The sequence below is a fragment of the Candidatus Falkowbacteria bacterium genome, assembly GCA_018674305.1.
Lineage (GTDB): Bacteria > Patescibacteriota > Patescibacteriia > UBA11705 > JABHMO01 > JABMRF01.
Genome location: JABHAL010000007.1, coordinates 76,079 through 97,725, shown reverse-complemented (window position 1 = coordinate 97,725; position 21,647 = coordinate 76,079). Strand labels below are relative to the sequence as shown.

The 21,647-nt window shown below is 37.9% G+C and carries 12 protein-coding genes; 10 read left to right on the top strand and 2 right to left on the bottom strand.

The window, feature by feature from the left end; all coding sequences use genetic code 11:
- Window positions 1-38: 38 nt before the first annotated feature.
- From HN643_03350 to HN643_03330, 5 genes are all read left to right on the top strand, one after another.
- Entirely contained in the window at window positions 39-719 is a 681-nt protein-coding gene (locus HN643_03350; protein MBT7500679.1) for a glycosyltransferase family 2 protein, read from the top strand.
- A 27-nt stretch (window positions 720-746) separates the two neighbouring features.
- Window positions 747-1,556: a ribosomal RNA small subunit methyltransferase A gene (gene rsmA / locus HN643_03345; GenBank protein MBT7500678.1), complete on the top strand. Its 810-nt coding sequence runs from the start codon at window positions 747-749 to the stop codon at window positions 1,554-1,556.
- Between the two features lie 224 nt (window positions 1,557-1,780).
- Window positions 1,781-2,119 carry a GIY-YIG nuclease family protein gene (locus tag HN643_03340; GenBank protein ID MBT7500677.1) on the top strand — a complete coding sequence of 113 codons (339 nt, stop codon included), beginning with the start codon at window positions 1,781-1,783 and terminating at the stop codon, window positions 2,117-2,119.
- Window positions 2,120-2,515: 396 nt separating this feature from the next.
- Complete coding sequence (locus HN643_03335) at window positions 2,516-3,496, top strand: hypothetical protein (protein MBT7500676.1); 981 nt, start codon at window positions 2,516-2,518, stop codon at window positions 3,494-3,496.
- Between the two features lie 38 nt (window positions 3,497-3,534).
- Entirely contained in the window at window positions 3,535-13,689 is a 10,155-nt protein-coding gene (locus tag HN643_03330) for a hypothetical protein (protein ID MBT7500675.1), read from the top strand.
- A 120-nt stretch (window positions 13,690-13,809) separates the two neighbouring features.
- Here HN643_03330 and HN643_03325 read toward each other — a convergent pair whose 3' ends face one another.
- Window positions 13,810-14,562, bottom strand: coding sequence for a hypothetical protein (locus HN643_03325; protein ID MBT7500674.1), 753 nt, complete (start codon window positions 14,560-14,562; stop codon window positions 13,810-13,812).
- A gap of 334 nt (window positions 14,563-14,896) precedes the next feature.
- Between HN643_03325 and HN643_03320 the strand changes: the two genes are divergently transcribed.
- The 5 genes from HN643_03320 (at window position 14,897) to HN643_03300 (ending at window position 20,691) form a co-directional block, all read left to right on the top strand.
- Entirely contained in the window at window positions 14,897-15,691 is a 795-nt protein-coding gene (locus tag HN643_03320; GenBank protein MBT7500673.1) for a hypothetical protein, read from the top strand.
- A 37-nt stretch (window positions 15,692-15,728) separates the two neighbouring features.
- Window positions 15,729-16,307: a GNAT family N-acetyltransferase gene (locus tag HN643_03315; protein ID MBT7500672.1), complete on the top strand. Its 579-nt coding sequence runs from the start codon at window positions 15,729-15,731 to the stop codon at window positions 16,305-16,307.
- 431 nt (window positions 16,308-16,738) lie between these two features.
- On the top strand, window positions 16,739-17,542 hold the full coding sequence (locus tag HN643_03310) for an SPFH domain-containing protein (GenBank protein ID MBT7500671.1): 804 nt from the start codon (window positions 16,739-16,741) through the stop codon (window positions 17,540-17,542).
- Window positions 17,543-17,799: 257 nt separating this feature from the next.
- Entirely contained in the window at window positions 17,800-19,389 is a 1,590-nt protein-coding gene (locus HN643_03305) for an HAD family hydrolase (GenBank protein ID MBT7500670.1), read from the top strand.
- Between the two features lie 3 nt (window positions 19,390-19,392).
- Window positions 19,393-20,691 carry a hypothetical protein gene (locus tag HN643_03300; GenBank protein MBT7500669.1) on the top strand — a complete coding sequence of 433 codons (1,299 nt, stop codon included), beginning with the start codon at window positions 19,393-19,395 and terminating at the stop codon, window positions 20,689-20,691.
- 49 nt (window positions 20,692-20,740) lie between these two features.
- Here the strand turns inward: HN643_03300 and HN643_03295 are convergent, their stop codons facing one another.
- On the bottom strand, window positions 20,741-21,619 hold the full coding sequence (locus HN643_03295) for an HAD family phosphatase (GenBank protein MBT7500668.1): 879 nt from the start codon (window positions 21,617-21,619) through the stop codon (window positions 20,741-20,743).
- Window positions 21,620-21,647 lie beyond the last annotated feature (28 nt).

Below are 21,647 nucleotides of genomic sequence, written 5' to 3'. Positions count from 1 at the left end.
GTGTAATATTAGTCTAATATTTGTTAACTTATTTAACCATGAAAGTCATAGTCGTCTTGCCAGCGTACAACGCGGAGCAAACTTTAATCAAAACCTATAACGAAATTCCCTTAGCTGAAGTGGATGAAATACTTTTGGTTGATGATAAAAGTCAGGATAGTACTGTAAAATTAGCCTCAGAATTAGGATTAACAGTAATTCAGCATTCCAGTAACCTTGGCTATGGCGCAAATCAGAAAACCTGCTATAATGAAGCATTGAAACGTGGAGCCGATATTGTGGTTATGTTGCATCCAGATTTCCAGTACGATCCCAAGTTGATTCCCGCAATGGTAGAAAAGGTTAAATCGTTTGATTTAGTTCTAGGTTCAAGATTTTTGACGGAGTCTCCTGTAAAGCAGGGTATGCCAAAGTACAAGTACGTTTCAAATCGTTTTTTAACTTGGCTACAAAATAAAATTCTAAAACAAAATTTATCAGAATATCATACAGGTTATCGAGCTTATCAGCGCCAGGTTTTAGAGCGAATTGACTATAATAAATTTTCAGATGATTTTATTTTCGATAATCAGATGTTGGTATCAGCTATTCGAAGTAAATTTTCAATTGGTGAGATTGCTTGTCCAACCAAGTATGAAAAAGATTCATCTAATATTAATTTACTTAGAAGCATAAAATACGGCTTAGGTGTGATAAGAGTCACATTGTTACATCGTTAAAACTCACCACTCACTACTCACTTAACTATGAATTTAACAGAACTAAAACAGATTTTAAGAGAAGAGCAGGTTCAGCCCTCGAAGTTTAAGGGGCAGAATTTTTTGATTGATAATAATATTTTGGATAAAATAATTAAATCGGCAGATGTTCAGAAAAAGGATAACGTTGTAGAGGTTGGGCCAGGTTTTGGTTCTCTGACTTTTCGACTGGACGAAGTTGCCGGAAATGTTTTGGCAGTAGAAAAAGATAATAGAATTTACCGGTATTTATCAGAGCAAAAGTTCAAAAATACAAAAGTTATATGTCACGATATTTTGAAGATAGGGGAGCCGGAGCTATTAAAAGAGTTGGGCTCAAAGAAGTTTAGAGTGATTGCTAATTTGCCATACAGTATTACTAGTCGATTTATTCGTCGCTTTTTCGAGTTCAAGCATCAGCCACGGGATATGGTATTGATGGTTCAGAGGGAGGTGGCTGAACGTATGTTAGTTAAAGAGGGCGATATTAATTTATTAAGTTTGGCTGTGAACTTTTATTCTGAGCCAAAAATTTTGTTTAGAGTCAGTCCCCGAAGTTTTTTTCCTGAGCCCACGATTGAGAGTTCAGTGATTCATTTAGCGAATATTAAGCCTCAGTTCAAGGTTGACCCAGCAAAGTTTTTTCTTGTTGCAAGGACGGGTTTTTCTGCAAAGCGTAAACAGTTAAGACGAAATTTAGCGAAGTTTGGTCTAGAAAAGGTTGATAAGGCATTTGAAAAACTGGGGATTAAGGATAATGTCAGAGCTCAACAGTTGTCTCTGCAACAATGGGTTGATTTGGTGAAGCATATAGGATAATTCTCCAGTCCCAGCGGTCATTTTTTTCTTAGTCTGGACTCCTACTATATCTCGGCGGTCATTCCGGACTTGATTCGGAATCTCACCATGGCTCAGTGGTCATTCTTTTCTTAGTCTGGAATTCTACTATATCTCGGCGGTCATTCTGGACTTGATCCGGAATCTTACCACGTCCCAGCGGTCATTCCGGGCTTGATCCGGAATCTCAATACTTCTCAAGTTATATGACCTATCACGATAAAACTCCAACTGTTTATATAATGACAAATAAAAAGCATACTGTTTTGTATATTGGTGTAACAGCAAGTCTTAAAAGTAGAGTTTGGCAACATAAAGGTAAATCTTATCCTAATTCGTTTACGTCAAAGTATAAGTGCTCTAAACTTGTGTTTTACGAAGACTTTCCAACTATGGAAGAAGCGATCACTTGCGAAAAGCGATTCAAAAATTGGAAAAGAGAGTGGAAAGAAACTTTGATTACTAAGAAGAATTCAAATTGGGAGGATTTGAGTAGGGAGTGGTTCGAGGAGGAGGGCTTAGATTCCGGATCAAGTCCGGAATGACGTTTAGGGGAGTTTTATAATGACGTTTAGTGTGTGGTTCACAATTGTGGTTGGGAGGATTTGAGTAGGGAGTGGTTCGAGGAGGAGGGCTTAGATTCCGGATCCTGCCTCGACTGCCCCGCTTCGACCGCGAAGCGAGGCGAGCTTCGGGCAAGGCGGGCAAGTCCGGAATGACGTTTGGGGGCGGGAGTTTATGGGTGGGAGTTTATGGGTGTTTTGCAATGATGTTTAGGCGAGGCTTTCTGTTTTAATTTTACAAAAATATTTATCCACTAGTCGTGGATATTTTTATTTGGGTAAATGGTGTGAAATGTGATATAATTATAAAGTATAAATTACTTAATTTGAACAAGCAAAACTTATATTTTTAAAGTTGCTTGTTTGTATTTTTGGAGTATGCCAAATAAAAGTGGAGAGGTTAATTTTGAGGAAAAAGAAAATCTGACATCAGAAGAAAGATTGAAACAGATATTAAATCGAAATCAGGAAGAACCAAAGACATTTTTTAGTCACAAAAAATTAAAACAAAGACAAAATATTGCAATGGCAGTGGTGTCGATTGTTAGTTTTATTGTTGTAATTATTGGAGTTTACCAAGTAAAAAATATTTTATTGATTCCGATGCCAGGTATTGGTCAGCCTGGAAATTCACCATATGTTGCACCCGTAGTAGATGAAACAGATTTATCTCAGATTGATCCAGAAAAGCTTAAGGACCAGGATACCGATGAAGACGGGATTACTGATTTTGATGAACTGTATGTATACGAAACAAGCCCATATTTAGCTGATTCTGATAGTGACGGGTTTGATGATGCTTATGAAATTCAAAATTTCGAAGATCCAATGTGTCCACAAGGCCAGAATTGTTTTTCTAGTTTTAGTCCCGAAGAAGGAACTGCAACAGAACTGGTAGAAGATGCTACTGGGGGATCAAGTCAGTATCAACCAATAGCGGTAGACCAAGAAGATATTTTGCAAATTAGTGCAGATCAGTTACGAAGTTTACTTGTGGCGACCGGAAATATTACTCAGGCTGATTTAGCTTCTATTGATGATCAGTCCTTGTTGGTTATGTATGATCAGATGCTAGAAGAAAATCCAGCTATGAAATCACAGCTGGCCGGATTTTTGAGTGGTCAGCAAAGTGCAACTGAGCCAGTTACTGAACCAGTATCCCAAACAACCCAGGTAGAAGATTCATCTGGGAACCTTGATCAGGCGGTAGAGCAACTAAGTAAAAAAACACCTGCACAGGTTAGAGCATTGCTGATGGAGCAGGGTTTTTCGGAAGCAGATTTTGCTGGAATTGATGATGAAACTCTAATGGAAATCTATTACGAGGCTATTAATGAAGCCAGTTTGTCAGTGGAATAATTAACAAAAAAATAAATAAAATTGATAAAAAAATATTTATGTTTTTCTCAAACAAAAGCAATTCAAGTAAGAGTAAGTTTATTCTTGGGCTTCTTACTTTCTTCTTTGTCCTGCAAATAGCCTTACCGGGTTTACTTTTTCCACTGACAGCCAATGCTCAATATACTGATCCTGCTGCGCTACCTCAGCGTATAGGTTTACAAATAAAGACCTTTGTCAAAAATGCAGCTGACAAAATTAAAAAATTTGCCAAGGAAAAGCTATTTAAGGGGCTAATTTTGACAGTTTCAGTTACTCTGAAAAATACTTTGGTCAAGTTGGCCAAGAAAGCTGCGGAAGCCAGTGTTAGCTACATAACCACGGGAAGTTGGGGAGAGGGGTCGATGTTCTACGAAGATGTCTGGGGTGATTTCAAAAAGGACCTCAAAGATCAAATGGTTGGTCAGTTTTTAGATAATGTAAATGAAATGTTCGGAATAGATATTTGTCAGCCAAAACTGCCTGAACTTGAATTGAAAATGAAACTTGGTTTACAGTTGAATTATTTAGAAACGCCAGGATATGATCAGCTCAAAAAACCGGATTGTACGCTTAGCGCGTTAACAGATAATTGGCAAGCTTTTGGTGATCAGATTAAAAGTAAGTATGAAGATGCTTTGAGTAAAGTAAAAGATCCATACGGTACTAGTGTTGCTTTTTTACAAGAAAGTTTTGACGTCAGCTTTTCTCCAAGTAAGTCTGAAATTGGTGGCTACATGACTATGGAGGGTGGATTAATCGAAGCCCAACAAAAAGAAGTTGATGCCAAGGAAAAACAACGTCTAGAAGATCAGGGATCCAAGGGTGTAACAGGAGTAACAGGGAAAAATATTAAAACACCATCTTCATTAACTAGAAGTCATAGTCAAGCAGAATTAGAAAAAGCAAAGCAAACAACAAAAAGTGAGATGTCTACTTCAAAAGATGTAATCACTGAAATTCCTGGTCAGGTGGCGCTAGCATTTTTGAACACCTTTGTTTCTTCACTTTGGGAATCAGGTGTAATCCAAAAATATTTTCAAAAAGGTTTAGTTGACAAGGCGACTTCCTTTAATCCTGAACAACAGGTATTTGAAGTCAAAAAACAATTACAAAAAGAATTCGCTTCTCAAAAAATTAATTTTGCGATGGCCACGAAACAGATTGATCTGATGACGGATTATGCTAACTGTCCAACTGGCGATGGGGGATCACTTCGTGGTGTTAATAATTGTGTGATGGATTCGGGTTTTGCAGAGGCTGTGCGTAATGCCACGCAGGGAGATCCAATATCAGTGAGTGAAGCAATCGAACAAGGATATATTGTTGGTAATCGACCGTTTATTGGTCCAAATGACCGAAGGAATAGTGATGCAGACTGTTTTGAACGAGGATTTTGTTATTCAAACTTAGTTAAACTTCGTAAGGCACGTATTATCCCGATCGGTTGGGAAATTGCAGCTTCCAAGGTTCAGGAAGGGCAACTTATTACTCTACAATACGTAATGGATAACTTTTATAATTGTAATACAGGTGATCCAGAAGTTGATAAGTTTTGTCACTTAGTAGATCCAAATTGGATTCTTAAATATCCACAAACTCAGTGTAAGGCTGCGGTTAGTGGCCCAATGCTTTTGGCCAGTGGTGCTAGTGAAAGATCTGAAGCTTGTGTGGATATGCCGAGTTGTATTGAACACAATGAAGATGGTAGTTGTCGTGGTTGGGGATATTGTGCAGCGGAAAAAGGCACTTTCAAGTTTGGTGGTCAGGGCTGTTCTGGTGCATACGACTCTTGTCAGGTCATGACCAATTCTAGAGGAAAGGAAGTTAGCTTTTTGATGAATACAGTTGAACAGAAAAATTGTGATGAAAGTAATGTAGGTTGCTTGTGGTACAGCACTATGCGTGACGCAACGGATGAGTATAATTGGGATGCTTTATTTGAAAATAGGGTACATTTAAATAGGAAAATTTATGATAATGAATGTCCTCCTGGAGCAGAAGGTTGTACTCGACTTATTAGTACATCCCCAGGTTTAGGAACTAATTTATTACCTAATGGCAGTTTTGAAATTTTTGAAGGAGATGTTATACCAAATGCACCAATGGAAATCCCAGGTTGGGCTGGAACACATATATTAAACGGTGATGATAAATATGATGCAACCTATTCTCTGGATACTCAGGGACCAGCTGACCTTATTTCAGAGTGGGTGCCAGTAGTGCGAAGTCAGAGAGAACGTTATTTTGCAGTTTCTGCGCAGACTTATCGAGATTCTAGTGGAATAATCAGTGTTTCTATAGAAACTGATAAACCTACTCTCTATACTGTCGAGGTTTTGAAAGAGCAAAAAAATGAATTGGATAATTATTCTGGTTTATGGACCGAAGTGTATGTGTTGGTTTCTATCAAGCCAAGCTCAAATCTTGGCCAACAACTATATAGTTCATACGAAAATATAAAAGTCACTCTTAATACGGACGTATCTGCTTATTATGATGCAGTAATACTGGAAGAGCTGGATGTTCCAAGTGAAAATTCTCGGCATGTTTACAATGATTATGCCAGTAAAAATGTTAAATATTCCAAGAAAGCGCCGGAGTATTTGAGTTGTTACAATGTAGGAAAAAAACAATGTTCAGATGGTGCTGGAAGCTTTTCTCTGAATAAGTGTGAAGTAGATTCGGACTGTACAGGTGTGAATAACATTTGTGCTGTCAATTATAATGATGATAATTATGGTCATCCATTAACCACTGCTTCAATTTATAAAGGAGACGATTTTCCTGGAACAGATACAATCAAGGGGTGTGACAAATTTGCTGGTTTATGTTCGGCTGAAGAGGTTGGTTGTAATGCCTATACTCCATCGGTTGGTGGTAACGTAGTTTATGGTACATCAGCATATAGTGATTATTGTCCACAAGAATGTAATGGGTACCAAAGTTATAGTCAGTCAGAAACATTCTTTGCTGACTATGTGTTTCCTTTGTATTTCATAGCTGATACAGCCAAGGAATGTCAATCTGCTCAGGTTGGTTGTGAGGAATTTACTAATTTAGATTTATTAGATGAAGGCGGAGAAGCCAAAGAATATTTCACAGAAATGCGATTGTGCAAGAAATTACCTGATGACCAACATTTATGTGGTAATTATTATACTTGGGAAGGGGATGAAGTTACAGGTTATCAACTTCAAGCGTATACTTTACAAAAAGATGATGGTGATGATCCAACTGGAGCTCCAAAGTTAGTTCTAGAAAGTTATCTAGACGAATGCAATCAAGATATTTTTGAAGAAAAAATTAACCCTGATTGTCGACAGTTCTTTGATGAATCGGGCACAGCTTATTTCCGAATCTTGTCCAAGACTATCTCTTGTAGTGAGGACTGCCATCCATATCGAAGAACCATTGCTTTTGACGATTCTACTGAGTGTACCAACCGCCAAGGTAGATGGGCAAACGGTGAATGTATATTTATGACTATTTCTGGTGAAGGCAAGTCTTGTAGTGTCCAAAATGCTGGTTGTAAAGAATACAAAGGCAATTTAGCGGGCATTGAGGTAGAAGTAGAAAATTATAGTTTTTCTAGCGATACTATTGATGAAGAGCTGGGTAGTCTGAAAACTTCTTATTCCGTGCCATTAATTACTCCTGAATTTGGTTCATTTCTTCAAGTAACACAAGGAAATGGAATTGAAACAAGTGGAGATCCTGCTCTTTATACCAATTCTGATTTAGTTGGTTTAGGTGGTGGTGATTATGAATTATCATTTTGGATTAAAGGTAATAGCCCAGACGGTAAATTTACAGTCAATGTAAAAGAGGGAGATGCTTTAACTGCTGATCCAGTCGAGCAATTGATGGAAGGAAACTTAACTGAGAACTTTACTTTTTATCATATGGTTGTTTCGTCTAATGTGGCCACTGCCGGTAGATCTATTGGAATTGAGATTAATGCAGATACTTTTTTAACGGATATGTTTAATATTGATAACTTTAAATTATCCCAAGTAAACGATGTTAAATATTTAATTGAAAGTACTTGGGCAACTCCAACGACTTGTGATTATAAATTAAATTCAGATACTGGAAATTCTGATAACTATTTAGCTCAGGCGCATTTAGGTTGTAGGGAATACAGAGACCCAGAAGCAAATACTCATTATTTAAAGAGTTATTCCAGCTTGTGTGAATCAGGTAGTGTCGGTTGTCAGGCGGTGCTGGATACCAAGAACAATGTTTATCCGTATGAAAAAGAGTATAGAAAGAATTTTTCTAATGAAGAAGTTTGTGAGTTAGTTGTCCAGAATTGGGGAAATTTTAAGATGGACTCACAATTAAAAAACACTTTAAGTAATAAAACTTTACTTGGGGTTGATGCGACAGCGACTCAATGTGCCCTTACCGTAGAACCGTTTGTGATTGGTACTCAATATAGTTTTAAAAAGAGTTGTGAAGCATCTGGTTATGATTGGGATCTGGTAACCCAACAATGTTATGAACCAATGATTACTATTCTTCAAGACTCCTTAATGTATTTAGTATTAAACGATCAATCAGCTTGTGTCACCAGTGAAAAGGGTTGTACTGCCCTAGGTTTACCAAATTTAACTGCGGCTGCTAAAGATATTCTTGAAGATCCAAATGATGCAAATTCACCGATAAAGTATCATAAGGGGGAAAAATATGTGAACACTGAATATGCAGAGGATGATTATGATGGTGGTTGGAACAATGTGTTTTACAAACTTGATCCAGAAATGTTTGAGAATGAAGCAGTCAGTCCTTTATGTTCAAATCTGGAGTCAAGCTGTGAAGAATTTGTTGACGGCAAGGGCTCAACTCATTATTTCAAAAATCCAGGTGACAAGACCTGTCAATACACCAAAGCTTCAAAAGATTCAGAAAGTGTTTATGGTTGGTATACTCAGGACGCAGAAGGTAATTATGTCGAGTGTGATTCAAAGGAATATTACAACGATGGTGTATTGCAGATGGCAAAAACTTTGGATGCTGATTATACAGGTTGGGTTGGTTTATGTCCTGGAACAGAAGACCAGTGTACTGCTTTTGTTGATCCAACTGACAAAACCAAGGCCTTAGCTGGTCGTCCATATTACTACATCAATAATGACTTGATGGATAATGCTACCTGTAATTCAGTCAGTCGCAAGGATGGTTGTATCTTGTTTAATGATACCTCCCAGATGGACGCAGACGGTGAACCGAGTGTTTCCTATAATTCCTTCGAAACATATATTAATAGTAAAAATCCAAGTGATCCATCAAGTAATCCATATAGTCCAGTTACTGCGGTTAGTACTGATTCTGCACTGATTGATCATGATGCAATTTTTATTGATAGTGATTATACCGCTGAAAATTGTGGTGTTTATAAATATTGTAAATGGTTGACTGAGTGTTTAGCTCAGGAAAATGATTATGAATATTGTAGAGAATTTGTTAGCTTTGAAAATGGGCCAGTAGATGCAAATGGTCTTGTCTTGGGAGATGCAAATCCATCTATAGAGGGTAAACAGCTTTATTGTCCACTTACAGAAGATGAAGAAGACGACGGGAATACTTGGAAACAAAATAAGGGCGTAGTCTGTACAGCAAATGAAGTTCTAAAAACTGATGCTAATAAAATTATCAAGGTCAACCGCGATCGTGAGTGTGGTGCCTGGTATGCTTGTCGAAGTGGTCATTGGAATTGGGATTCTGCTAAGGGTGAATATGTCAAAGTTTGTGATCGAATCGGTTTATGCGAAGCTCTAACTGATGATGTTGATTCAGCAGCTTGTGCTAAATTTGTACAGAGTAATGATGAAACTAATATTTTATCATTCAATGAAATTATTGAAAATAAATACATAAATAAAGATAGAGGAGTAGGTTGGTATGATAATGATTACTCAGGTTTCGCTATTCCGGCAAATAATCCAGTTCAATTTACTAATGCCTTTGATATTAATCAGAACAATCCCGATGAAGACCCAGATTATCATTTAGTAAATCAATCAATGAATAGCTGTCAGAATGACACTGATTGTGAAGTTCTTGATTTTTGTAAGACTCCTACCGAGCCCGTTGTTCAAGCCCCTGTTGTTAATCCATGCATTCCATCACTACCGACTTGCCAACGTCCTGAATTGGTTGGTAATGGTCAGTGTGATACTGGTGATTGGCCAGGTTGGAGTGCTGCTGAAACAATTCCAGTAGAAGACACTTTAGCTTGTCTTGTTGATGATGATTGTCTTAGTTTAGGTTCTAATTCTTATTGTCATATTGATGATAATATTTGTATTGCTGACGATTCAGTAAGTTGTGACTTGGATTCAGATTGCGATTATTTAGGTTCTGATTATCATTGTGATGGTTATGGGCAAAATACTACATGTAAAAAGCTAGAAATGACTAGCGTCTCTTGTGGTGATGAAGGTGATGACGCTGACGAGTTTTGTATGGATGCGGATTATGATCAATGTTGGACATTTCCGTCGTTGGCGGCTGATCATGTATGTGTTAACGTTTTAGAAGAGGCTAAAGTGGAGGTACCAACTGTGGTAAATTGGGGAGCTTATGATTTAGGGGCAAATACAGCAGATTGTCATTTTGATGGTGGTGAATGTTGTTTAGAAACAGATGTCACTTCGGTTACTGGTGCTACTGAGGAGACCTGTTTGAATGTTTGTTTAGATGGTTATGAAGCATATGCTCCAAATGATAATTATTGTTCAGCACAGTCAGCATGTTTAGAGTATTTACTTGGTGTAATAGAGGATGAATTAGCAGACGAGGAAGAAGAGGATTGTCGTTGTTTGAATAATACCTGCGTAAAACCATTTAACGATTCAGCTACGTTTGAATTATCACCTTCACCAGAATGCCGAGCTTATCCAGATATAGAAGCACCGTTTACTCTGAGTGAATTTAATAGAAGTGATCAGAAATATGAAAATGCTACTAAGTTCGAAAATGTCGGTGATATGGATTCTGACAAAAAAGATGATTATGCTTGTAATTATTATGCAGTGACCTTTGGTGGTAAGGCTATGACATTGTATGTGCCGAAGGAATATAAAAATGAACTTAGTTCTCAATATTGTCAAGACACAAATACACCTTGTGATTGTAGTGGGGATTCTTCTGGTGGTACGCCAGTTAAGATTAACAATGAAAAAATGTGCTCTTCTGATAAGTGTTCTGGCGATATGTGTTTAAAAGTTGATGGCGCAAACACAGAATACACTGGCTGGCAAGGATATTGCCTAGAGTGGGATGATAGCACAACTATGAATAATGATCCTGACCAGCATCCTTGTTTGACCTGGTATCCAACTCAGAGTTTAGCTGGTTTACAGGATTTATCAAATAATTATTTGGAGGCAGGGTATAATCCAAATGAAAATGTTGGTCGTTTATTTACCACCAATGCTAAGGGAAGAAATCAGAAGATGTTTTTGCCAGAAGACCCTGCTGATGATATCCACAATATAAAGGAGTATATAAGACCGTTGTTTTCTATAAATAATTCAAGTAATGAACAAAAGGAGCAAAAAAATGGAACACTCCCAAATTGGTCCTTTAGTCTAAAGGCTGGTTCAGATGGTGATGAATCATATAAAGAGGGAGTATCTTCGATTAGTGGTCCAGCAGTTTATGATGAGGAATTAGTTGGTATCATGATTGATTGTGTTGATGGGCAAAGTACGGATTGGTGTGAAAGCGCCAAGGACTGGGATGGGCAGGTGGTAATTGATCCTGGAAATAAAACGGAAGAGTTTGACATTGAGAGATATGCATATTTTCTAAAAAATGGAACTGATAATTATGGTAATTACGAGAAGGGTTATGCTGGAGCAACTGATAAGCATACTTTCAAAAAGGATGACTGGGCTTTTTTCTGTCCCAAGGGAGAAGGGGAGTGGATTGATACTAATACTCAGGGTGCTTCAGAAAAGCTAATAGATTGTTTTGGTAATGATTATTCAAAGTGGTATTATTGGCAGGTTGTTTGGCATGGAGGCCACGAATTGCAAGAAAATCATAATAATTATAAATTTGGTGGACCTAAAGAGAGCGTTTATTTAAAAGGTGATAATGCAAAAAAGGAATCTAAGTTTACCCCTATGTTCATGGGTAAAGGTTATGATTATTCACAAGGTGAGTGTATTGACATTATAAACCAAACAACATTAGATCCTGACTATTGTGATAATCCTGAAGTCGCTGATGTTGAACCTGAAATAGATGACACAGTATATGAGTTAGAACTCTATAAAACAGATGATAGCGAATGGGTCAAAAAGCCCTTGGCAGGTTGCAGTGAAGACTCTGATTGTGACGGTACTTGGGAGTGGCAGGATAGTAACTCTTCTTTTGTTTATATGCCCGAGGGCGTTGGTAAATGTAAGACAATAAATGCCGAGCTATCAGTTTGTATTAATACAGAGTGTCGAATGAATAAGTCTAATAATAGTGGAAATCCTGATTGTCGTGATGATTTAGTTTGTATTGATAATGATAATGGTAATTATGGTCTGTGTGCTAGTGATATATCTGCGGGATTAGAAGAGCCTGCGGAGACAGAACTAGGGTTTGATTTTGGTGATATTGTGGCAGTGAAGCAGGAAGAAAATGGATTCAAAGCTTTAACCGGTTATTGTGATGTGGGCAATCATGACGGCGATGCTTCCGCTTATAAAAATTACTTTGGTTTGAGAATAATTTTTGATGAAACTGGTCGGATGCGTAAATCATGGTTTGCTTTATGTGATGATTCTAAGGACGGAGGTTGGCAGGAACTGGTGATCAAGGGAGTGTTTCATGAATATGCGCAGGAAATGGTGCAGGTATATGATTCTTCTAATGTTCTTGCAGGTGAAAGTCTTAATAAAGCGTTTACAAATAGGATATATCAATATCAAAAATGGTATGAGGAAGATGATCCAAATGCTTCCCTTCCAGGTGGAGGTAATGGTATAGTTTGGGGTTCAGAGCCAACGCCATTTGGTAGTGCTGTAGGAGATTCTCTTGAAGGGCGAGATACCTTAATGAAAATACCTGATAAATATATGGGATCTAATAATTCAATGTGCGTAGGTGATACTTGTGATGGAAGTTATGACGAAATGCCTGGGGGTAGTCTCTGGACTAGATTTGATGACAATTACACTCAAGGCACTGATTATGGTGGCAAACCATATGGTTGCACCCAATCTTTGCCTTATAATTATTTGAATGAATCCCATAACGCTGTTGGTAGGACTATACAGTGCACAAATATAGACGAGGTAACTATTGCTAATAACAAGCCGGAGTATTCTTCCTTGGATTATATTTTTGCTAAGGTTTATAAAGGATGGACGTGGAATTATACTACGAAGAAGTATGAGGAAAAGGCAATTTATACTGAGGATTTTTCAGGTGATACTATTACCGATTACACCCCACATCCACCAATGATAGCTTCAGTTGGACCTGGCGAAGCGGGTGGAGCATTGAAAGCTTCCCCTAACCAGCTCACAATTGCTACGAGTTTAGGTAGTTACACTGGTGGCGATATCGTAGCGCACAATGGTCAGTTGGATTTAACTATGAAATTCTACGCCTGGGCTGCCCATGAACAAATGCCATTGAAGCAAGTTACGATAAACTGGGGTGATGGTGCCGGATCAATTACAAATAGTGGCTCCTTCAAAAATCACAAACCATTTTGTCAGGAAAAGGTTGTAATTCCTATGGGTCAATGCGGAGACTGGGATGGATTTTCTTGTCCGTGTGAGCGAGTAGGTGAAGGTGACGAAGCTACCTATGAATGTAATGATAATTCAGTTTGTGGTCAATATGGTGACTGTGATGATCCAAAAGATAGATTTGGTGATACATCAGATGCTTGTCACGAAGGATATTTCTCTTACGAAAATACATATATTTGTTATTCAACTGATGGGTTACCTGACTGTGTCGGTGATAACGACACGAGTTGTAAAGAAAAATTGTCAACCGGTGAAACTGCTTGTCGGTTCTTACCAGGTGTTCAGGTTAAGGACAACTGGGGCTGGTGTAATAAGGATAATGAATATACGGGGTATTGGGAATTGGATTGTGATTTTGAAGCAGACAGATTTGAGTTTTATGATGGATATATTTATATAATTCCATAATTAAATTAAAACTACCTCTTTACGTCATTCCGGACTTGCTCCGGAATCTGTAAAGGGGTAGTTTTTTTATTTAAAATAAAAAGACCACCATCTCTGTGTAGAATTGGTGGCTTTGGTTTTTTATTGTTTTACATATACGAAATTGGTGGTCGGAGTTGTGTCTGATTTCGCCGAGAAGGTGAGAGTGCTATCATTGTTTGTAATGATTCCGTCGAAGCATTGTACCTTTCCTGACTGAGATTTTCCACTAAACGTGAATTCATTTTGATTTTCTGTGGTCATTGCATAACCGATACAGGGACTGAAACCATTCACATTCGCTCCCAATTTAGTATCCCAGCCCTCAATTGTGACGGTATAGGTGTTGCCCTGAATTGTACCTTCAGTACACTTCCACTCACCCTCGATCCAGTAATATGGCTCGAGTGGGTCTTCAACGTCACTGCACACATAGAGCTGACCTTCTACTGGCTGGATACAAACTTGCTCTTTTTCACAACCGCAATCCGCCGGGCAGTTGATACATTCTTCCTGGTAGTTACAATCACCATCTCCACAATGTTCTAACTCTTCGCAGTCATTACTGCAGGTCAGGTAGTCTTCGAACTTATCCGGCTCGCAGATGAAGTTACCGCAGTCGCCCTGGTTTTGGCAATCTTCGATGCAGGTGAGTAGATTTTCACCCTTTTCTGGCTCACAGATACCATTACCGCAGTCAAGTAGTTCAACATCTGGATCGGTATCAGGATCGCTGATTTCAGCGTTGACATCGAGCTCCTCGCCGTCAGGCGGTGTATATTTATCATCCGTCACGTCCACGCCGGGCGTGTCGTTGGGATCATTGCCGTTACCGCTTTCGCAAGCTACAAGCACGAAAGCACAAAAGCACAAGGACACGAATGCACGAAAGCACAAGGGCACGAATGCACGAAAACACGAAAATCCTACTACGCCAAGGCTTCGCAGGACAGGCACGAAAACATTTGAAAGAACCATGAACCATTTGCTGCGCGCAGGTTCATGGCAAGCAGACATGTTGGAATGAACATTGTTACGCATTTGGGACCTCCTTTGGAGTTAATTTATCAAATGAATGCGTCTACTTTGATAATACTGTAGCTTACAAGATTTGTAAAGAGCTGTCAAGTCTAAACTTTTATTGACGAAGATGTTAATATAGGTTACGCTTTAAATGAGAATATAGAATATGCTAGACAAAGTTTTACCAATTTACAAGTACAAGTTCGAACTTTTAGTTAATGAGATTGAGCAACTGCGCGCTGGTGGTGATTCTTTTATTTTGCCACAAAAGCCGGTCGATCGGGATGTTTTGTTTTTTACAGCAGTTCACGGAGATGAAAAGATCGGCGTAGATGTTATGAGAAAAATTGAGCAGTCCCAAGAGATTGATTGGCTGATTGCTAATGATAAAGCTTTAGACGCCAATAAGCGCTTTATTAATGTAGATATGAACCGCGCAGGACCGGGAAATCCTAATTCTGAAAAACACGAAGAACGACGCGCGGCGGAAATTATTGCGAAAGCGCAAGAATTCAATTATATGGTTGATTTACATGGTAGTAAATCAGATACTGGTTTGTTTGTTATTATTACCAAGCCTAGTTTTGAGGATTTACTTTTGGCATTGCAGTTCAAAATAGCGAACATTGTATTCTGGTTGCCATCGGAGAAAAGACCGACTGGCCCTTTGGTTGAATTTCTTGAGCCGGCTATTGAAATTGAAGCTGGGCCTAAAGATAGTAGTTCCGTTCAGGCTGAGTTGCAAGAAAAAATTCAATACTTTTTACAGAATTATACTAATCAAATTACCAAAGAAAATTTACAAGGGAAAAATATATTTTGGGTGTATGGCAAGCACGAGAAAATGGACCCGAAGTTGATAAACTTTGAGGAAGTTGAACTTGACGGTGAAAAGTTTTATCCGCTTCTGGTTGGAGAGTATGATTTTGCTTGTTATAAGATGTTTAAAGTAAATTGCTAAATTGTTATATTGCCATATTGTTATAACAGAGATTGTCATGCAGGGAGGGAAAATGAACCTGAAAATTCGTTTGATGCAAGATGAGGATTTGGAACAGGTGCTGGCAGTATATAAACGAGCTTTTGCTGGCCTTCCCTGGCATGAAGATTTAAGCGATGAAGAAGTTCTCCGTCGCTGGGAAGAAGCTTTTAGCTTGCCGGGATTTCGATGTTTTGTGGCTATAGATGAAGACACAGATAAGCTTGTTGGCGCGCACTGGCATGACTTGATGTCATTTGCTCGACTGGAAGCTGAGAGAGGTACAAACTTGTGGCTCTGGGTTCATAGACAGATGGAAAGAATGAGTCAGTTTGGTTGTTTAATCATTTGGGAGCGTGAGCTGGTTGTTGATCCAAAATTTAGCAGGCAGGGGATCGGCACACTGCTTCGCAAAAGCTTTTTGAAGGAAAAACAAAAAATGGCTATACCTAATCTGATATTAACTCGCTTGCGCGAAGATAATATCGGCTCAATCAAGCCAGCTGAACAACTAGGTTTCCAAAAAACCGGTATTCAAAAGCCAGCCAGTGAGGAACCATTCATGCATGATTACTGGTATCTGCTTGTAAATTGCTGATAAGTCATAGCCCCGCACGCGGGGCTTTTTTATTGTCCCGAGGGGACTACTTTGTGGTAATTTTGCATGCTTTTATTAGGTGTACCGAATTAAAGTCAAGAGCTTGGCAACACTTGTAGTGGAGTTAAATGTAATTAATTCTAGGATGTAAATGTTCATAATTATTGTATTTAGTCACCTGGCCCTGAAAGGGCCAGGCTAGGTTTTGTAAAGGCTACTAAAGTAGCCTGAAGAGACTTAGCCCCATTTATGGGGGTTTAGAATATAATAGCCTGGGGTTTTCAACCCCAGGTGGCTAAGTAAGTGAAATTTAACTCATTAATATTGCAAAGATATTGAACCATTACGGTGTACTTGACATATTTACTCGGTTGTGATATTCTTATCTGTGGTTCTGTTCAGTTAAAATATATTAATCAAGGGGGTACTCAATGGAAGATGGTAAACATGTTGTAACAAGAGATGATGACAAGGTTTTTGAAAAAACCTTCGTTCCTGATCGGTCATTTTGGGAAAGGAATAGAGAGGCTATTAAACTCAGTACGTTCATTTGTTTCATTATTGGGGCTTTTGTATTCGCTCTTTGTTTGCTAACCGCACTATCTGAGGGGTCAGTTGTTTTAGCCTGGATTTTCGGAATTGCGTTGGTGCTCTTTCTTTGTGTGGTTGGTGTTCTCTATGAGAATACGGCGATCGAGGTTCCCAAAGGGCATGTTCTGGTTTATCCTAAAGGAAGAAACATTCGAGTTTTACGTTCAGGTAAACTCCGTGGGTTTTATACAATGGTTTCTTTTGTTCCTATAAAAAGTTTAGATTTTACCATTGAACGACTCGGTGAGGAAGCCTTGCTTTTTGATGATATTAAAGAAGTAGAAGCTGAAATCACTAACAAGGTTAGGGTCAAGGACGATGGTTGTTCTGTGGTTGAAGTAGCAAAATGCATAAGACCTAAGTTAGTAGAAGATTCAGACTCACGTAGAAACTTGCAAGAATTGGTTGAAACATACATAGTGAGCGCAGTACGCACTGTTTGCGCGCGTAATTCCTTGGATGAAGTTTTGAAAGACAAAGAACTTCTAGCAAGAATGGAAAGAGAAGTGGTTAATAAAGTGAATGAAGATGTTGATCATATGGGTATACTTATTGAAGCGGTAGGTATTACCATTTTGCGACAGGTTCAAACTGAAAAAAACAGAGGGCTTAGAGCTGCTCATGCTGATGCGCCCATAGCTTAGAATGATATACAGCGATTCGTACATGTACGGGTCGCTTTTTTATTTTTGTGTTGCGAGATGTTTGAACTAATTGATCAATTACCTAATAATCAAACTCTAAACAAATTTAAATATTCAAATTCAAAAGTTTTATTTTGTGTTTTAGATTGTTAATTTTAAAATTGTTTAGGATTTAGAGAATTGATAAATTGATTATTTATACAGTTTGACTAAACTGGGGTAAATTGGTAAGATTGAGATGTAAATGAGGTGTAAATATGAACAAAAAACTTCTAATTTTAGATCTTGACGGAACCCTTTATCAGTTGAAGGGCGGATCTTATAATAATTCTCCATTAAAGCCAGCAATTTTAGCAAGGGCTAAGGCTTTTATAGGAAACAAATTAAATAAAGATGAATTTGGCGCAGAAGAAATTTTGAATCATGTCCAAAACACATTCAAGGAGGGTGTCAGTATTGGACTGGAGAAGAGCTATGGTTTGGATCGTTATGAATACTTCAATTTTGTTTGGGACCTTGAGCCGTCTTCTTTTATAGTTCGTGTCGGGGACGTAAAGCAAACTTTGGAGAGATTAGCCACTGAATTTAAATTAGTACTGGTTTCCGATGCACCGAAAATTTGGGTAACCAGAGTTTTGAAGGAGTTAGATTTAGTCCAAATTTTCGGCAACAATGTCTATACAGGTGAAGGCGATATTCGTAAAGACCATGGGAACCGTTTTCAGTTTATTTGTGAAAAGTATGAAACTGAATTCAAGAATACTATTTCTGTTGGTGATCAGGAAAGCACAGATATTATTCCCCCGAAAGCTTTGGGGGTGACCACTGTTTATGTTGGTTCAGAAAAATCTAATTATGCTGATCACTCAATTGATGATATTTTACAGTTGCCAAATGTGCTTAATTCAAGAAATTATCTAGAAGTTTTAGCCCAATATTTAGGTGAGAGTGTAGCAGACAAAAAGATCAAGAATCTTGGTGGTACTTCAGACTCCAAAACAGTTTCAGTTGACGGACAAATTTTAAAAATCGGATTAAGCGGTGAGATCAATAAAGAATTAGCTAATTATCAAAAATATCAGCAGGCACTAGATAATTATAATGATTATTTTCCCCAAGTGGAGTTGGTTTATTCTCAAGAAGGTCAGTCAATTTTGAAAATAGAAAATTTAGGTAATGATAACTTTGAACAAAACTTACGGTTATCTCAAGTTGAAGATGAATTAAAATTAGTTAAGAGTAATGAACGGATTTTATTAAACTTGAGACAAATATATAATGAAACTAAAAATCCAGACAAAGATAAAGCGGAATTATTTTTCACAGAATTAATACAAGCTCTAAAAATTAATTTGCATAAGGCTGGTTTATGGTCAGAGTTGGAAGGCAAATATAAAAGGATTCTTGAAAATAAACACTTATATTTGAATAATTTAACCAGTGGCCTAGCACATAAGGACTTGAGTGCTGCCAATATAATTATAAGACAAGATAAGGCATATTTTATTGATCCGCGCCCTGCTTTCCCATATCTGGGTAGCTCAGAAGCGTTAGGGAATGTGGCCATTGATTTGGCTGGATTGCAGGTTTCCGTTTTTCGTAAAAATCTAGAATTGAAAAAAAATAATAGTTTGGTTAGTTTACAAAGTCTAGTCGAGCGAATTGAAAAGGAATTGGATTATTATATAAAACAACAAAAAGCGTTTAGTAAAAGTTTTTGGCACCTCTGTCAAATTGTTTGGTACTCAGTTTACTCTGCTTGTAAATGTGAGTATTGTACTTCGGCGGAAAGATGTTGGTTGTACGACGAGATGGTTATCAAGTTGAAAAAATTAATAAGTGAATAAGTTATGAAAAAAGTAATGGTTTTAGTGATTTTTTTCACAGTTATTTTAATAGGAGGAAATGCTTCAGCGGATATGGCACCTATAGTTCATCCTGGTGCTACAATTAAAGCTTTGAAAAGTTCGGATATTCAAATGAAATCTGAACATGTAAGGATTGATATTCAACCAGATGAAATGAATAGCCATTATTATTTATATAATGCTAAAGTGTCGGCTGAATTTGTTTTTTATAACAGTGAAGAGCCGGTTGACATGCAGGTTGGCTTTCCAATGGAAGATTTGATGAGTTTGAATTTGTGGGGAGACCCAAATATGCCGAAAGAGTTCACCGTTAGAGTGAATGATCAAGAAGTAGAAACTGAAAATATCAAATTGAATGAAGCAAGTTATCAAGATGATTGGATTGCTTGGGATATGACCTTTGCTGCAGATGAAACGGTAGTTGAAGTTGAGTATTTTTTGCCGTCCAGTGGTGGTGGCTATAGTGACATGGCGCGCAACTACTCTTACTATGTTTTGGAAACCGGTCAGGGGTGGAAGGATGAAATTGAATCAGCTTTAATCGAAGTTAAATTTCCTAGTGATTATGATTTAATAAAATATTTAGAAATGGATATGGTTGGTCCTCGTAATTCTGTTTTAGATCTTTATGATCCGCCGTTAATTATAGAACCTACTGGTTATACGATTGAAGAAAATACCGTAAAATGGGATTTAATTGACTTTGAACCTACTCATGAAGATAATATCGTTTTCGGAATTGCACATTGGGATGTTTATAATAATTTAGCATACACAAAGGACTCAGTGAAGGATAACACAGCAGCTGAAGATTATTTCATGTTAGCACGAGCCTATTTGCCTTTTGCTAGAGTATCTAAATCTATGTGTTACGGAGGTTTGTATAAAGAATTGGCAGAAAAAACATTGGAAAAAGTTACTGGTGATAATGTTTTCTCAGAAGAAGAAAGAGCTTTGGGTTTCTTGGAAAATGCGAGAATTTATTTGTGTACAGACTTTGATGGTGAAAATGCCAAAGAAGTAAAATATTATATTGATTTGGCAAATCAGATTTCTGGTGATAGTGAAAAAGTAAAAATGCAGTTAAGTAACCTAGAACAAGATGAATATTACAAAGGAATGTTTCCAAAAGTGGAGGAGCCAGTAGTTGAGGAGCCGTCTGTAATTGAAGATAAACCGGCTGAAACTTCGGATAAGGATTTGTTTATTATAATTGGTTCGTTTATCTTGCTTTTATTAGTATTTGCAGTAGCTTTTACTGTTAGAAATAGTAAAAAATAGTTAAATAAAATAAAGAACGCTCCACGAGTTTAGTGGAGCGTTTTTGGTTTTACGCGTTTTGTTCAGCCCAGGCTAGGCAATCAATCACGCCGGAGGCGTACTTTCTTCCTGCGACAAATTGACAAACATTTTTGTAATCGTCCCAGGCGTTGGCCACTCCGAGTTGAACAACTCGTTCAGTGTCCTTTAGGTCGTCAAAAGAAGTGTCTCCGATCATGAAGATTCGGTCATAATCATACTTGTCCAGCAAGGCTTGACCAGCTTTGTTTTTTCCATTAGTTGGAAAATGAACAATAACGCAACCCCATTCTTCGGGATTGACATAGAGCATTGGAGAGAAGCTTTGGCTTTCCATTTCAAGATTGTTACCAAATTGATCTGCAAAATCTCTTTTTGCAAACTCGGCGAGGTCTTCAATAATTTGACCGCATTTTTCTGGACCATCAGGTCCAAACACACGCATGCTCATGGCAAAACTGTGTTCTCTGGCAATGTCTACATAAATGTAACGTATACCTTGCTGATGATCTGCTAGAATTCTACGTTCATGTTCTATGGAGTTTCTACCTAGAGTGATGTGCAGGTAGTCTTCTCTTGATATGTCGATTAATCTTACAATAAATTTATTTCTTATATCAAGGAAGCCCAAAGATATCCTGGTGCTCAAGAGCATATGGGTAGATTCTAAAGAGTTTTGCAACTCAGGAAATTCGATAACTGCACCCATTTCACCAACAAGTGGTCCATTCACGGGGAGAAATCTTGCAAAATATTCTAATTCATCAGTTGGTCTGTCAGAACATAGTCCAATTTCCCAGCCCTGCTCAACCATTTGGGCAATTTTTGTAGCTAGAGTCGGGTCAGTGATTTCTGCTTTTTCGTTGATGATGGTTCTGTCGATATCAATCAGAATTAAAGTTTTGCTCATGACGGCCTCCGATTTTAAGGAACGAGTT

What these genes read in the sequence shown, in the direction of transcription:
- HN643_03350 (MBT7500679.1), top strand. Translation starts at nt 39, where the DNA reads ATGAAAGTCATAGTCGTCTTGCCAGCGTACAACGCGGAGCAAACTTTA.
- rsmA (MBT7500678.1), top strand. Translation starts at nt 747, where the DNA reads ATGAATTTAACAGAACTAAAACAGATTTTAAGAGAAGAGCAGGTTCAG.
- HN643_03340 (MBT7500677.1), top strand. Translation starts at nt 1,781, where the DNA reads ATGACCTATCACGATAAAACTCCAACTGTTTATATAATGACAAATAAA.
- HN643_03335 (MBT7500676.1), top strand. Translation starts at nt 2,516, where the DNA reads ATGCCAAATAAAAGTGGAGAGGTTAATTTTGAGGAAAAAGAAAATCTG.
- HN643_03330 (MBT7500675.1), top strand. Translation starts at nt 3,535, where the DNA reads ATGTTTTTCTCAAACAAAAGCAATTCAAGTAAGAGTAAGTTTATTCTT.
- HN643_03320 (MBT7500673.1), top strand. Translation starts at nt 14,897, where the DNA reads ATGCTAGACAAAGTTTTACCAATTTACAAGTACAAGTTCGAACTTTTA.
- HN643_03315 (MBT7500672.1), top strand. Translation starts at nt 15,729, where the DNA reads ATGCAGGGAGGGAAAATGAACCTGAAAATTCGTTTGATGCAAGATGAG.
- HN643_03310 (MBT7500671.1), top strand. Translation starts at nt 16,739, where the DNA reads ATGGAAGATGGTAAACATGTTGTAACAAGAGATGATGACAAGGTTTTT.
- HN643_03305 (MBT7500670.1), top strand. Translation starts at nt 17,800, where the DNA reads ATGAACAAAAAACTTCTAATTTTAGATCTTGACGGAACCCTTTATCAG.
- HN643_03300 (MBT7500669.1), top strand. Translation starts at nt 19,393, where the DNA reads ATGAAAAAAGTAATGGTTTTAGTGATTTTTTTCACAGTTATTTTAATA.
- HN643_03295 (MBT7500668.1), bottom strand. Translation starts at nt 21,619, where the DNA reads ATGAGCAAAACTTTAATTCTGATTGATATCGACAGAACCATCATCAAC.